This window comes from Clostridium luticellarii (assembly GCF_002995845.1).
Lineage (GTDB): Bacteria > Bacillota > Clostridia > Clostridiales > Clostridiaceae > Clostridium_B > Clostridium_B luticellarii.
Genome location: NZ_PVXP01000009.1, coordinates 20012 through 34742, shown reverse-complemented (window position 1 = coordinate 34742; position 14731 = coordinate 20012). Strand labels below are relative to the sequence as shown.

The window sequence follows — 14731 nt, the reverse complement described above, 5'->3', positions numbered from 1 at the left end:
CGAACAGGCAGGTGGTGACAGTGTAGACATGCCGAGACAGAGAAGTCCGAACAGGGACAAAGCTAAACAGATGTATTTGAAATCCAATGGAAAAGTCAAATTGAAGGACATTGCAGCAGATTTAAATATATCTGATAGTCAAATAAGAAAATGGAAAAATCAAGATAAATGGGATGAGGCTTTAAAAGTAACGTTACCAAATAAAAATGATTTGAATAGTAACGTTACTAAACGAAAAAAGGGTGCCCAGCCTAAAAATAAGAATTCAAAAGGTCATGCGAGCAGTGTGCCGAAAGGTAACAAAAATGCTGAAACGCATGGCTTTTTTTCTAAAATTTTTCCGCCTGAAACAATAGATATAGTGGAGGATATTATGGTTAAAGATCCATTGGATATGCTGTGGGAGAACATAATAATTCAATACACGGCCATAGCAAGAGCGCAGAGAATAATGAATGTGAAGAGCCAGGATGATATGACTAAAGTACTAAAGCAAGAGAAGGAGTCCTCTGGAGAAACTTCTGACAGTTGGGAGAAAGAATATGAGCTGCAGTTTGCATGGGATAAGCAGGCTACATTTCTGCAGGCTCAAAGTAGAGCCATGAAAACCCTTGAGAGTATGATTAAACAGTATGATGAACTGTTGAAGAGTAATCTTGCTACTGAAGAGCAGAAACTTAGAATTGAAAAATTGAAGGTTGAAGTGGATAAGGTTAAGAATCATGATGAGGATAAATCCAATGATGGAGTACTAAAAGAGATGCTGGAAGGTTTAAAAAATGAGTTATGAATATTCTCCTAAACAAAAGGATATTATAAGAAAATTATTAAATAATCAAATGGGTTTTATTAATATTCTTGAAGGAAGTGTAAGAAGTGGCAAGACATTTATAACAAATTTAGCGTGGGTTTTATTTGTATTGAATTCTCCGTATGATAAGTTTCTTATGTCTGGTGAAAGCACAGATTCTCTCTATAGGAATGTTATAGGAGATATGATATACATTCTTGGCAGCGATAGGGCATCATATCAGGATAGTTCCAAAGGTGGAGCTCAACTTATAATTCATTATGATGGCAGGACTAAAGTATGTTACTGTAGAGGCGGATCCAAAGCAAATGATGAAGGGAAGATAAGAGGTATTACTATTGGAGGATGGATGGCTGATGAAATAACTCTTCATCATGAAAGTTTTGTTAAACAAGCGCTGTCAAGAATGAGTTTGGAAGGTGCAAAGGCTTTTTGGACAACAAACCCAGACAGCCCATATCATTATATAAAAACCGAATATATTGACAAATGCAAAGAAAATGGATATTGCCACTGGCATTTTGATTTAGATGATAATTTAACTCTAAGTGAAGAATATAAAGAAAATATAAAAAAGGCATATTCAGGGCTGTTTTATGACAGATTTATAAAAGGCTTATGGGTTATGGCTGATGGTGTTATATATCCTGGGTTTGATGAAAAGAAGCACTGTATATCAATAGATGATGTGCCTAAAGATAATTTAGTATTTTATATTCCGTGTGACTATGGGATAACAAATCCTCATGTATATTTAAAGGCTGCAATTAGATTGTATGAGCATGTGCCACATATATTTATTGTTGATGAATATTACAATAAAGGTGATAATGGCAGCCCTAAAACAGATAATTTATTTTTATATGATTATAAGAAATTTATCAGTGATATAAAACCGAGGAATGTAATAATAGACCCTTCAGCTACATCATTAATTAATTTGTTCAGGCAGAATGGCATATCAGTACTTGAAGCTGATAACACAGTAATAGATGGGATAAGCAATGTAACAACATGGCTTAATGACGGAAGAATTCATATAGTTAAGAATAGATGTCCAAACCTTATAAAAGAATTTGAATCTTATATATGGGATGATAAAGCACAAAAACGTGGAGAAGACAAGCCATTGAAAGAGAATGACCATGCCATGGATGCACTTAGATATTTAATTCAGACGTTATATCCATTGGAAAATGTAAATTTATCCTTACTGAAAGGAGGGAATGTATGGGGTTAAAATCTTTTATTAAGAACATGAAATTAAAACTGCTGAATCCAAAAGGAGAGCAGATGCGTATATCCGGAGGAACTGCAACAACTACCTATCAGCTGGACAGCTCTCAGGTGGATTATGAACTTGCTAGGCAGCTATATCAGAATAGCAATGACGATTATAAACTAGGCGCTCCATTTGTACGGCCTATAATAAATTCAACCGTAGGCTTCATGGGAGTACCTCATTTTGATTGTGAAGACGAATCAGCGCAGGAGATACTTGATGATTTTGCACTGGACAATACATCACAGATGCTCAAAACTCACACAGATGCCCTGAAGCTTGGTGACAGCTATGTGTGGATTACACGTGAGGAAATTCTAAATCCATTGTATCCGGATAAGCCCAACAGGCTGGTATATAATTTCATCCCTCCGGAGCAAATAAAGGACATACTGCTGGACCCGACAACGGGAGAACCAACAGCATATATTCTAAAAAGCCATCAGGAATGGCAGGACATAGACGGTAATAAGTACAAATGCGATATTACCCAGGCTATAACAGCCACCGAAAGGACAATACAGATAAATGGAGATATGCCAGAAGGGATACAAGCAGGTACAACACCAAATCCATGGGGATTTATACCTATAGTGCATTTTAAGAATGAACCTGATGAAACATTGAAGTATGGCCAATCAGATATTGAACCTATAGAGCCACTATTAAAAGCATATCATGATGTTATGCTTCATGCTCTCAAGGGAAGCAAGATGCACAGTACCCCAAAGCTGAAAATGAAGCTCAAGGATGTAGCTGGTTTTCTAAGAAATAATTTTGGAATAGAAGATCCAACTAAATTTGCTAAAGATGGTGGAACAATAAACTTAAATGGACACGAAGTTTTATTTATGGCGCCTGATGAGGATGCAGGATTTGTAGAGGTTAATAGTGCTACGGGAGATGCGCAGCCACTGTTGAACCTCTTATTTTATTGTATTGTTGATGTATCCGAGGTACCAGAGTTTGTATTTGGTGTACATACTCCAAGTGCATTAGCTTCAGTAAAAGAACAAATGCCTATCATGGCAAATAAGATAAGACGTAAGAGAGAACAATTTACTGAGCAGTGGCGTATGCTTGCCAGAATGGTTTTAATTATGTCAGCACAATCAGCAGGTGGCAATTTTAGTTCATATGACGTGACTCTTGGTTGGGATGAAGTAACTCCAAAGGATGACAAGGAGAGTGCTGAAACACTTAATTATGTTACAACAGCTCTTGAAACTGCAATTACTGGAGGATTTATTTCGATTGAATCTGCTTCAAACTTCCTGGCTGAATATGTGGATACCATGAATGACTATATATCCAGTGATGAAGGTGTTGCCGGTGAAAGAGAAAAGATAATCAAAGACAAGATGCTAAATTTCAGGATGGGAGACTCTGCAGGCCTCGATGATGAAAAAAAGAAACTTGATGATGAGATAAATAGTTCAACAAGTGGCCAAGATGGTGATGTAGATGAGTAAGGAAATAGATGATTTAAAGAAAAGTGCTGGTGATTATAAAACCTGGGCACTTCAGGCCAGAAAAAAGTATATAGATTTAAGGCTCAATAACGAAACTGAAATAAGAGCATTTTATATAAGACTTGTCAAGGACATATCCAATGAACTTAAAAAAGGTGGTACTTCTAAGATAAGAAAAGCACAGCTTCTAGTATTGATTGAAATGTTGAAGAAACAGCAGAATAAACTTGAGGGGCAGCTTACTGCGATATTTAAAGAGTATATAAAGGCAAATGCAGAAGCGGCTACAGAATATGCTAAATCTATAGACATTAAAGCAATTAAAGAAGCTGGGATTGCTAAGGTATCTACGTCTAAGGTTAAAACATTATATTTTAATGTAAACCAACGAGCAATTGAAACTTGCTGGGCAAGGGCTAACGAAGGATTGTATCTTTCCGATAGGATATGGACAAAATCCAAACGGTATAGAGAAAATATGACTGAGATAATCCAGGATGCAGTTGCAGAAGGCCAGGACTGTGTTAAAACTTCTAGGATGCTTGACAAATACGTTAAAACAGGCAGAAAAACGCTGGCTAAGCAATATCCAAATATGATGAAAAGAATGGGAAACAGGGTACCTGAAGATCTATGTTATGAATCTTTGAGGCTTGCCAGAACTGAAATGACTGCTGCATATGGTGAAGCTACCATTCAAAGTGCTATGGTAAGTCCTTCATGCAGTGGAGTCAAATTTATACTTTCTGGTTCTCATCCAAGACTTGATATATGCGACCACATATGTGGCGTTGATGACTATGGACTTGGGATTGGAGTATACCCGATTGACAAGGCTCCTGCATATCCCTTCCACCCGAACTGCTTGTGCATAACTCTTACAGTTAATGAGAATCCCAGTGATTTTGTTGACAGGCTTAAGAGATGGGATAGGAATCCAGGGAGTGAACCGGGACTTGAAGATTGGTATCAAAATGTTTATAAGAAATCGTCCATGTATATAAAAAATAATGGCAATAAAGTTAAACCCGATAAAGATTCGGATATAAAAACAGTAGAAGATGCAAAGAAAGCACTCACAAATGAAATAGGCTTTACAGAGGTTGAAGATAGTTTCATGGAAAATGTCGACCCAAAATTAATAATAAACAATACAAGACAATTAGAAAAATTAGAGAGTAAATATGGTGTAATTCATGATTCTGTAAATACTACTATATGCTCATCAAGCAGAGGTGGCAATGCAATTGCTTATGTAGCAAACGAAGCAACAAATCCGACCAGACAAAATCTATCTTTGTGTCCAGATGATTACAGTAATTTTAATAAATTAATAAAATATGAGAAAACAGCGACAGAGAAGGGTTATTTTATGCCAAGGGCACTAACTAATGAAGAATTATCTATAAGTACCGTTACACATGAATATGGGCATATGCTTCAAAATAAATTAATAGAGGATGAAATGAGGGCTAAAGGCTGGATACCTGACAAGCCTATGCAATTTATAAACACAAAGAGAAAGACTTCAAAAGCAGTGCTTAAATGGTATACCGATATTGAAATGAAAGTTAAGAAGCGTTGTTATGACGAGATAATTGATATTGCAAAGAAAAATAACCCTAAATTTGATTTTAATAGTAACATATCGAGATACGGCAAAGAAAGTTATGGAGAATTTTTTGCAGAAGTATTTATGAATGCAGAACTCTCAAAGCCTAATGAGCTAGGTTTAGCTATGAGAAAATGGCTAAAATCATTTAAAGGCATGAGAAATAAAACTATAGCAAAAGACAAAGGAGCAATAAGAGGGGCATTGACGGGTAAAAATGATCCTGATAATAAGTTAAGAGAAAAACACGCTGAACAATATTATAAATCAGTGAGAAATAGAGATAAAAATTTGGAAGTAGAAACAATATCTAAAAACACTGGAATTAGTGCCAAATCAATAGGAAAAGTTTATAATCATGTGTTTATAAATAAATATGATTTATACGGAGGATACAGAAATTTTGACGCTGATTATGATATGTCACAGTCATGGCAAAGGCTCAGGGAAGGCAAAAATATTCAAGAACATGACATAATAATGTTAAAACATGAAAGGCTTGAATATGAGCTGATGAACAGATATAATAAAAATTATAAGGAAGCCCATAAATTAGCTGAAAGCAAATATAACTACAGCAAGGCGCTAATTAAATACTTAAAGAAAAACAACTTAGATTAAGGAGGGGTGATATTTGGTAACTATAAGATTAATAGAATTGACAGATGATAGAGTGATATATGAGTATTTTCCGGAGGATAACCAAAAACATCCTGGGAAGGTAGCGTTAGATTTAAAAACCAAAGAAAGATTATTTCTAAAGGATTCAACAGAAGATTTTGGGAAAAGATATGCTGCACATGCTATTAAAAGAATTGAGGAATATGCTTCAAAAAAGGATTTTAAAGACAATGATCTTGTAGCGTGGTATTAAAAGGCACTTACTAAGTGAAAAAGGTAGGTGCTTTTATTATGCTCAAATTTAAGGAGGAATAAGGGTGAAAGATTATACAATCTGGCTTAAAGGCGGGAATAGCATAGGCGGTACTGCAAAGGAAGATGATTTAATAGGGCTCAAAGAATGTTTTAAAAAGGTTAAACATAGATCCTATTCAGGTTATGAATTTGAGGATACAGAAGGGATTGTTTGTGTATGTTTATCTGACGTTCAGGCAATAGCAATTACCGAGTGTACTGAAAATAAAGATATTGGATTTAATACTGATTCTCAAATTTCACCTGATGATGTAAAGAAATGTGCGAGAGAATTTTCAAAACGATTGAAGGACTCACTTCAAGAAATGAAAAGGTAGGTGATTAAAATGTTCCTATACAAACCTATAGGAGAAATGGCAGATGAAGTCTATGGAGAAATGGATTCATTAAGTGCAAGTATTTCACAGGTTAAACCCAGTGATATTCCATTAGCTCAGGGCGTAGATCTTGATTTAATGAAATCCATGGACAAGGACCCCCTGGAGGTCGCAGTTGAAATACCGGCCACCAAATCTAAGAGAGGGTGGAACTATAAGCCTGAAAGCCTGAAAAATATTGTGGACTATGTAAATACCAATACTCTAAATGGATTTTTAGGGCACCAGAAGGCTGAAGATGTAAGTACTCAATTTGTTCCTCCAGTAACTTCCTGGATTGGTGCAAAGATGCAGGGGAATAAGGCATATTTTAGGGGTTTGATCGATGCTGATGCCGCACAATTAAAAAGATGGGTTAGAACTGGAAGAATTAAAGAGGTTTCTATTTTTGGATATCCAAAACTCAAAAAGAATTCTGGTACCGGAGAAATGGATGTTACAGGATACAACCCATTAAGTATTGACTGGACACCACTTCACAGACCAGGTATGCCTACATCTATAGTAGGCATGGAAATGGATTCGACAATAAAAAATGATGATAACAAGGGAGGCAAAACAATGGATTTTAAGGAATTAATGCAGAATTTGAAAGGATTATTGCAGACAGGTTCAGTTACTTACAAGCAGGTGTTTGGTGAACTTGGCATAACCAAGGAACTTATAGCAGGTGAAATGGAGGATGTCAAGCAGGCAGTAGATGCCAAGGGTACTCTGGACAAGGTCAAAGAAGCACTTGCAGTTACCGGAGAAATGGATATAGTGGATGTGGCAAAAAAAGCTCATGAAGCTGTTGAAAATGCTGAAAAAGCAGGGTTTCAAAAGGTTGTAGATGATGTTGTCAAAGAGAAGGTTACTGGCGAGATGGCACAGAATCTTATTAAAAAGATGCTGAAGGTTGAAGATGGAGCTGCAAAGGAAGTTATTTCAGGTGAAATTGACAACATCCTGAAGGATGAGTTTGTCAAGAACCTAATATCACAAGAACATTTAGATATGCCGACAGGTACGGAAGTGCCAGGCACCCCTGCAGGTGGTAATATCGGCAGTGGTGTAAGTGTTAGAAAATCAAGAATATAAGGAGAGTGAGAAAACATGTCATATGCAGGACAACCAGTACCAAGTGAAGAACAGCAGGTTACAAGAGCAAAAATAAGTGATGGCAAAAGCGTCAAGGTTGTGGTGCCTGAAAATACCACTATAGAAGCACAACAGTTTTATCTTCTAGGAGGCTTCTTTGGGGTGGCAGCACAAGCAGTGACTACAGGAGAAGGACAGACTGATGAGGTTACCTTAACTATAGAACAGGCAGAATATGAAACTGACAATATTGTTACTACTGAAGCCTTTAATCAAGGGGATAAGATCTACTGGGATGATACAGCAAAGAAATTTACCATAACAGAAGGAACAAACAGACTTGTAGGCAGAGTTACACAGCCAAAGGACAGCAATAATGTAATTTGGTTTATACTGCTGCCACAATACGCATAGAAGGAGGAATTGAAGCATGGTTAAAATTATAAGCCAGGACACAATGCTAGATAAAAAAAGATCCATGACTATAGAAGAGGATGTACCTTTTGAGGTATATGGCAAAACTGATTATGCCAAGAAAAAGCTCGTAAATGGTGAGATGGAAACACTGATGCTTACGAAGCCACTCGGTGAAATGATGACCTTTGGTTCTACTGCGAACCTTAAGGAACTTTTGAGGAAAGTTACTCTGGATGTGGAACTTGGGAGGGAAGAAGTTCAGCTTTTATACAGCCCTATATACGATACAATTTCAGATCCTAATTTACCTCAGACACTGGATGCCAAATGGGCTCTCTATGGAAATTGTGTATTCTTGGAGCATATAGAAGGAGAAGAGGTTAAATTCGGTTCGCTGAGCGCTGAACATGGCCCTGTAGCAAGAATACAGACATATGCAACAGGCTTTGAATATACAAAGGAAATGGTGGACTTCAACCAGACTTTCAATGTCGAAATATTAAATAAGTCTATGGGGCAGGCATACAATGCACTTCTGAACCACATGCATTTGTATCCTATAATTGGTGCTCCTTATAAAGCTGGCAATAAAACAGCATTTCAGGGCAAGGCTGATGATCCTCTGTGGCTCGGAATATGGAGGACGTTGAACCAGGCTATAAAGGATACTGTAATTGCCAAAAGACCAGGCACAATACTTCTTGCTTCAAAGGCTGACCAGACAGACATAGAAATGGCAATAAGAGGAGGACATCAGCTTGAGGGTTCAATATATCCTTCTGTAGCTGGTATATCAACGATAATTTACTATGATGGTTGGAGCGTTAATGTTGGTAAAAAGAGCTATGAATATAAAGGAGTTACTCCGGGAACTGCATACCTAATAAGACCACAGAGAGGATTCAAGGAACTTGTCAAAAAGGATTTGACAACTGAAACTGGTAATCCTGATTTAAGCAGACTTGTGGAGGCACAGATAGTTGGATATTGTTACAGGGGTGTGTTCGCGGCCATTGATGAAAATGTGCAGCAGATAGCGTTGAAATAGCATTTACAGATGTAGGTGCTATTTTTTATGGAGGTGATATTGTGACACCAACTGAGAGTTTAAGAACAAAATTGAGAATGTTATTGAATGATAGAGACAGTAAGACTTTTGATGATGCTGAACTTGATTCTTTAATGTCTGATGCAGATTGTATTTATTGTGCTGCAAGTGAAGGGTGGATGATGAAAGCTACCATGCAGGAGGATCACACTGACGATCCTAATATATATCAGGTAGGACAAGAGAGATATCAATATTCTACTCTTACTGATATTGCCAACTTATGCTATAAAAATGCAGAGAAGTACAAAAATATGTGCACTGGAAGATCAAGCTTTATGATTGGCTCTGATACGGAGATAAGCCTATGATTACAGCAGAGAGAAGAAAAAAGGACATCAAGTGGAGCATAGATCAAAATCCTATAGAGATATCTTTTACTAAAACCATTAAAAAGCTTGTAAATGGACATCTTGAGGAAATAAAAGATGATGTAACTTTAACAGTCAGGATATTTCCACAAAAAACTTATGACAGCAGTATTAATGTATCTACCAGCACTATAGGGACTTCATATCAAAACACAGCTTATGGAATGTTAGCTGACAGTGAAGCAGATTTAAGCATTGATAGCAAGAGTTCCATAGAATTTGATTGCTCCTATGGTCATATGAAGATAAAAAATGTATATCCACAGATAGTAAATGGTGAGATATGTGGTTATGATTGTGGACTTGAGAAGGTGATGTAATGAGTTTTAGTGATAAAGCACTTGACCTTATAAATAGAAAAAATGCTAGATTATATGCACTGGCTGATAACTGGGCAAAAAGCTTAGAAAATGAAGCTAAAGCAGATGCACCATGGAAGGATAGAACTGCCCATGCAAGGCAGGGGATTCATTGTGATGCAACCATGAATAATAATCAAATTACTATTTCCCTAAGCCATGGAGTTGAGTATGGTGGAATCTTAGAAGATGGGTCAAAGCCACACATAATAAGACCCAAAGATAAGAAAGCTTTATACTGGAAAGGTGCAGATCACCCGGTTAAGCTTGTACATCATCCAGGTACCAAGAAATATTCAACTGTAGGACCAACAATGGAAAGAAATAAATATAAAATCAGGGATGATGTAATTAAATTATGGGAGGATTGATTATATATGGGAAAGTTGCCTAATGTTGAAGTATACTACGACTTTGATAATAAAGTTGCTAAAATATTAATAAACGGAGTTGATTATGTAGATAAGCTACCAATAATTACTGCTGGTTTAGATTTAGAATGTGGTAAAAATCCAAGAGTTAGGTTGGAATTTGAAGCTGAAAATGTAAAAATTATAGGAAAGGCTAGAAAAGAGGTTAAAAACAATGCGTGAGGGAATAAGGAACAAACTATTAGATAGTATTCCAGAGCTTACAGATTGCTATGAACCTACAGTACCTGACAAATCTACTCCTAAACCATATGCGGTAATTCTCCAGGGATCTGACGACAAACAGAACAATCCTACATCCTACAGCAGGGGTATTCAGATATGGCTTTATGACAAAAGGCTGACCTTTAATACCCTGGATTTTCTTATGGAGAAAGTTATATCGGCATTGGATTTGCAGACCATAGCTGAAGATACAGGAGAAAGCTATACATGTGTCTTTAATGGAACCGTTGGTGATGATGTTGTAGACGAGGAATGGGATGCCATAGCAAGGGGCTTAAAATTCAATGTCATAGCTTTACACGGGGATGATGAATCTCCAGTAGATCTATGGATTGAAGCTGTATCAAGCTATATAAACGGCCTTACGAATTTACCTGTATATCCAGACTACTGGAGAAAGAATTTTGCTGTACCTTCTGTACTTTGTAGAATACTAAAGGTTGAACCTGCCCCTGCAACGTTTGGCGCAAATAAAATATTAAAGACTATACGGTGTCACTTTGTAAGCAGAAACAAAGGCGAAACCAACAACTATATTTCTACTGTTGAAAATGAACTGATCCAGGATACAAAGATACCTCTGGATATTCAATATAGAAGATATCTGACTATAAGCAGCATAAGGGAGGATAGAGAAGCAGATCCACTTACTGTAGGACAACTCAGTGTGGATTTTTTTAGATTGGAAAGTATTAAAAAGAATGATGTTCCTGTTATGAATAAAATCTCTGGCAGAGGAACGATAAAGGAGTGATAAATTATGGCGGATGCAAATAAAACTGATCCAGAAGTTAAGAAGAACGATACATCCATCAAGAATACACCAGATTCGACTACAAAAAGCACGGATGCTAAAGCCAATACTACAATGGCATCAAGCAGCACAAAAACAAGTACGCCGATAGCACCGACGCCTGTGGTCAAAATGACCATACCTCAGGAAGTAAAATATCCTATAGGGGATTTAATTGAAAACAGCAAGGCACTTACTGGCCACAGCAAAGAGGCGGCAGTTGGTGCTTTATTTGGTTACAAAGAAAAGGAATTGACAAAAGCCGATTTTAAGAAGGTAATAGATGATTTTCTAAAAAGGAAGGTGAAGTAATATGGGTACAGGAACATGGAGCGAAACACAAAAACCAACCATACCTGGAATGTACAACAGGTTTATGTGGGCGGCAGAAAATACTCTGGCACAGGGCACTAACGGTATTGTTGCCATGCCGGTTAAAGCAGATTGGGGGCCTGTAAAAGAAGTCGTATCCGTTACAACCCTAACTGAACTTAAAAATAAATTTGGTTCCAATACAGATCTGACAGCGTACAGGCTTGGAAGATTGGCTTTATTGGGAAACCCAAAAGAACTATTATTGTACAGGCTGGCAGATAGCAATGCCAAGACTGCAAGCATAACTCTCAAGGACACTACTGCCGATACTCCGGTGGATGTTATAGAGCTTGAAACAATATACCCTACAACCAGGGATTTCAATGTTTCCATAAAAGCCGATATAATTTCCGAAACCGTAACTGACATAACTCTATATGAGGGAGCTGAACAGCTATACGTGTTTAAGGTATCCGGCACCATAGATGATATCGTAAATGCAATAAACTCAAATGAGGAGAATGTATGGCTCAAAGCTTCCAAGGTAGCTGACGGCACAGGTCTTGCAAGCATAGTAAATCAGCCACTTACAGGCGGGAACAATGGTACTGACAGCATAACCAATGAAGAGTATATGGATGCCATGTCTACTTTTGAAGGTTACAAGATAGACGGTTTTACCCTAGATGGTGTGAGTGATGCAGCACTTCAGGCAGCAGTACAGGCTTGGGTGGACAAGAATAAAACCAATGGTGCAAATATATTGTGCTTTATGGGAGCTGCAAAAGATACTGATATAGATATTGTAAATACCCAGTCCAAAGCATTTAATGATGAAGCAATAACTAATATAGGTGTAAGTGGTATCTATGAAGGAGTTGAATATTCTCCCGCAGAGGTAGCTTGTTATATAACAGGTCTTGCTGTAGGAAAGGGAATAAAGGATAGTATTGTAAATCAAGCTACTATATTTGAAGATGTAAGCCCTAAACTGACCAGGACACAGGTTGAAACGGCACTTGCTGCAGGAACGCTGGTGCTTGTAAATGAACAGCAAAGCGTAATAGTTGTAGATGATGTAAATACTCTTAAGAAATTTGCAGATGGGCAGAGTGAAGCATTGGGATATATAAGAGCTGTTAAGTTTTTGTATACTGTAGATGCAGATACAAGCGCAAAGAGAAGTGATTTTATAGGGCAGACCAACAATGATGATATAGGCCAGAAGGTTGTTATATCCGCACTTAAGAAGTACTTTGAGACACTTCAGGGCGCCGGCGTAATAAAAGATGATTTTACTGTTGAGATAGACAAAGAACTTCAGGCAAATGCCAAAAGTGATGAGTTCTATTGGAAATGGAGTGCCACTTATGTTAATGTTATGAAGAAAATATTCGGAACAGGATATGTTCAATAGGAGGGATAGATTATGAATGATGTTTTAGAACCAGGAAGGATAATACATGGCCGTTTTGGAGAAGTACTGGTTGATGGAGTTAAACAGACAAACCTCCAGGAGTGCACTGCAGATGTTGAAGCCGATATGAAGGACCTTAATCTTTTGGGGCAGGATTGGACTCAGTATAAAGCTGGCACGCTCAAAGGTTCAGGTACAATGAAGGGTTATAAAGTGACTTCTGATCTTATAAAGAGAGGATTCAAGAGGTTTGAAATAATAGTAAAACTTGACGATCCTGAAGCCTATGGGTATGAGTCTATAAGGTTAAAGAATTGCATGGCCACAAAGCTTAATTTGATAAACCTGAAAGCAAATGATTTAGTTGAAGAGGAAACACCTTTCAACTTTGTCGGCTATGAGCCCCTGGATTATATAGAAGCAGACTGATGTAATATAATTCCCCTTTTTAACAAAATATGCTATAATTTTATTAATAAAGTGTTAACAAGGGGGATGTTTGTGTTGAAAAAGGTAATTTTGGTTTTAGGAATAATGGTTACAATGATATTTGCTGTTGGACTTATGGGCTGCGCTCCTAAAGGAGATCCTTCGCAAGTATTGAATGATTATTATGATAATATAAAAAGTGGAGATGCTGAAGCTGCATATAATACTCTAGCTGATGCAAGCAAAAAGAACTTCAAAAAGGATGATTTTGTTAAATGGGTGAAAGCACAGGCTGAGTATGAAACGTTAAAAAGCGTAAAAATTCAAAAAAATGATGAATACAAAAACAAAGAGTTAGATGGCATTACTTATAAAAATGCTGTTAAATTTAATGTAACCGAGAATGAACATAGTAACTATGAGAATAAAGATACTCCAATAAAATATAAAAGATATGTTGTAAATGATAATGGTCAATGGAAAGTCTATAGAGAAAAGGAAAATGGTAAGGATATGCTTTCAGATGCAATAATTGATTTAGCTTCAATGTATGCAGAGGGTAAAGGGAAGGATAAAGACCTAAACCAGGCTGCGTCTATATTAAATGAATCAGTCAAAGCAAATTCTAGTTATGCACCGACTTATTATGCCCTAGCGTCTGTGTATTACAATTTAGAAAGATATGATGAATCAATTAGTGCTGCAAATAAATATTTAAGTAATACTAAAGATGAAAAAAATAGATCAGATGAGTATAATGTTTTAGGATTAGATTATAAAGGTAAAAAGGATTATACAAATGCCAAAAAATACTTTAACCAAGCTATACAACTAAATCCCAATAATCAATATGCTAAAACTAACTTGCAACAGTTAATTCAAGAAGAACAACTTGATAGTTTATTTCAAGACTAATTTTGTAATAAGGAAGAATCACTTAGGTGGTTCTTTTTTAGTGAAAAATATTCCAAATCCTCTTGACAGGTTAGCTGTTTAACTTTATAATAAGTTTAACAGCTTGAAAGGAGGGAATATTTTGACCGACGAGAAAAGAAAGACGTTCTCAACAACTATTTACCCAAGTATTTCACAAAATTTCAAAGTGGCTTGTGTAAAAAGAAATCAAGCTATGAATGAGATATTGGAAAAATTAATGATTCTATACACTAAGGGTGAAATTAATTTAGAAGAAAAATAAGAGAAAGCTACTACCCGCAAAAGTAAACTAGCTTTCTCTATCACCCCAACTAATGTTGGTAAATACATTATACCATCTTTGGTTGGGCAAATCAAAAG

General features: G+C 36.7%; 19 protein-coding genes. All 19 read left to right on the top strand.

The window, feature by feature from the left end:
- Positions 1 to 28 precede the first annotated feature (28 nt).
- The 19 genes from terS (at position 29) to CLLU_RS18665 (ending at position 14633) form a co-directional block, all read left to right on the top strand.
- On the top strand, positions 29 to 790 hold the full coding sequence (terS, locus tag CLLU_RS05045) for a phage terminase small subunit (RefSeq protein WP_106008486.1): 762 nt from the start codon (positions 29 to 31) through the stop codon (positions 788 to 790).
- Positions 780 to 2051, top strand: a complete 1272-nt coding sequence (locus CLLU_RS05040; protein ID WP_106008485.1) for a PBSX family phage terminase large subunit — start codon at positions 780 to 782, stop codon at positions 2049 to 2051. Before terS ends, CLLU_RS05040 begins: the two co-directional genes overlap by 11 nt.
- Positions 2042 to 3565 carry a phage portal protein gene (locus tag CLLU_RS05035; RefSeq protein ID WP_106008484.1) on the top strand — a complete coding sequence of 508 codons (1524 nt, stop codon included), beginning with the start codon at positions 2042 to 2044 and terminating at the stop codon, positions 3563 to 3565. The genes CLLU_RS05040 and CLLU_RS05035 overlap by 10 nt, the downstream gene beginning before the upstream one ends.
- On the top strand, positions 3558 to 5798 hold the full coding sequence (locus tag CLLU_RS19050) for a hypothetical protein (protein WP_242977483.1): 2241 nt from the start codon (positions 3558 to 3560) through the stop codon (positions 5796 to 5798). The genes CLLU_RS05035 and CLLU_RS19050 overlap by 8 nt, the downstream gene beginning before the upstream one ends.
- Before the next feature lie 13 nt (positions 5799 to 5811).
- Entirely contained in the window at positions 5812 to 6051 is a 240-nt protein-coding gene (locus tag CLLU_RS05025; protein WP_106008483.1) for a hypothetical protein, read from the top strand.
- A 64-nt stretch (positions 6052 to 6115) separates the two neighbouring features.
- The gene (locus tag CLLU_RS05020; RefSeq protein WP_106008482.1) at positions 6116 to 6430 is read left to right on the top strand and encodes a hypothetical protein; all 315 of its coding nucleotides are present in this window, start codon (positions 6116 to 6118) and stop codon (positions 6428 to 6430) included.
- A 9-nt stretch (positions 6431 to 6439) separates the two neighbouring features.
- Positions 6440 to 7570, top strand: coding sequence for a hypothetical protein (locus CLLU_RS05015; RefSeq protein ID WP_106008481.1), 1131 nt, complete (start codon positions 6440 to 6442; stop codon positions 7568 to 7570).
- 15 nt (positions 7571 to 7585) lie between these two features.
- Positions 7586 to 7984, top strand: a complete 399-nt coding sequence (locus CLLU_RS05010; protein ID WP_106008480.1) for a DUF2190 family protein — start codon at positions 7586 to 7588, stop codon at positions 7982 to 7984.
- 16 nt (positions 7985 to 8000) lie between these two features.
- Positions 8001 to 9035 carry a phage major capsid protein gene (locus tag CLLU_RS05005; protein ID WP_106008479.1) on the top strand — a complete coding sequence of 345 codons (1035 nt, stop codon included), beginning with the start codon at positions 8001 to 8003 and terminating at the stop codon, positions 9033 to 9035.
- 41 nt (positions 9036 to 9076) lie between these two features.
- Positions 9077 to 9406: a hypothetical protein gene (locus CLLU_RS05000; RefSeq protein WP_106008478.1), complete on the top strand. Its 330-nt coding sequence runs from the start codon at positions 9077 to 9079 to the stop codon at positions 9404 to 9406.
- On the top strand, positions 9403 to 9786 hold the full coding sequence (locus tag CLLU_RS04995) for a hypothetical protein (protein WP_106008477.1): 384 nt from the start codon (positions 9403 to 9405) through the stop codon (positions 9784 to 9786). Before CLLU_RS05000 ends, CLLU_RS04995 begins: the two co-directional genes overlap by 4 nt.
- Positions 9786 to 10196: a hypothetical protein gene (locus CLLU_RS04990; protein WP_106008476.1), complete on the top strand. Its 411-nt coding sequence runs from the start codon at positions 9786 to 9788 to the stop codon at positions 10194 to 10196. Before CLLU_RS04995 ends, CLLU_RS04990 begins: the two co-directional genes overlap by 1 nt.
- 6 nt (positions 10197 to 10202) lie before the next feature.
- A complete protein-coding gene (locus CLLU_RS04985) occupies positions 10203 to 10418 on the top strand; it encodes a hypothetical protein (protein ID WP_106008475.1) in 216 nt (71 codons plus the stop codon).
- Positions 10411 to 11235 carry a hypothetical protein gene (locus CLLU_RS04980; RefSeq protein ID WP_106008474.1) on the top strand — a complete coding sequence of 275 codons (825 nt, stop codon included), beginning with the start codon at positions 10411 to 10413 and terminating at the stop codon, positions 11233 to 11235. Before CLLU_RS04985 ends, CLLU_RS04980 begins: the two co-directional genes overlap by 8 nt.
- 6 nt (positions 11236 to 11241) lie before the next feature.
- Positions 11242 to 11586 carry a YqzN/YkzM domain-containing protein gene (locus CLLU_RS19045; RefSeq protein ID WP_242977482.1) on the top strand — a complete coding sequence of 115 codons (345 nt, stop codon included), beginning with the start codon at positions 11242 to 11244 and terminating at the stop codon, positions 11584 to 11586.
- Position 11587: 1 nt separating this feature from the next.
- Positions 11588 to 13006, top strand: a complete 1419-nt coding sequence (locus CLLU_RS04970) for a phage tail sheath family protein (protein ID WP_106008473.1) — start codon at positions 11588 to 11590, stop codon at positions 13004 to 13006.
- A gap of 12 nt (positions 13007 to 13018) precedes the next feature.
- Positions 13019 to 13435, top strand: a complete 417-nt coding sequence (locus CLLU_RS04965; RefSeq protein ID WP_106008472.1) for a phage tail tube protein — start codon at positions 13019 to 13021, stop codon at positions 13433 to 13435.
- A gap of 66 nt (positions 13436 to 13501) precedes the next feature.
- The gene (locus CLLU_RS04960) at positions 13502 to 14350 is read left to right on the top strand and encodes a tetratricopeptide repeat protein (RefSeq protein ID WP_242977481.1); all 849 of its coding nucleotides are present in this window, start codon (positions 13502 to 13504) and stop codon (positions 14348 to 14350) included.
- Between the two features lie 121 nt (positions 14351 to 14471).
- On the top strand, positions 14472 to 14633 hold the full coding sequence (locus tag CLLU_RS18665; protein ID WP_158255876.1) for a hypothetical protein: 162 nt from the start codon (positions 14472 to 14474) through the stop codon (positions 14631 to 14633).
- Positions 14634 to 14731: the final 98 nt, after the last annotated feature.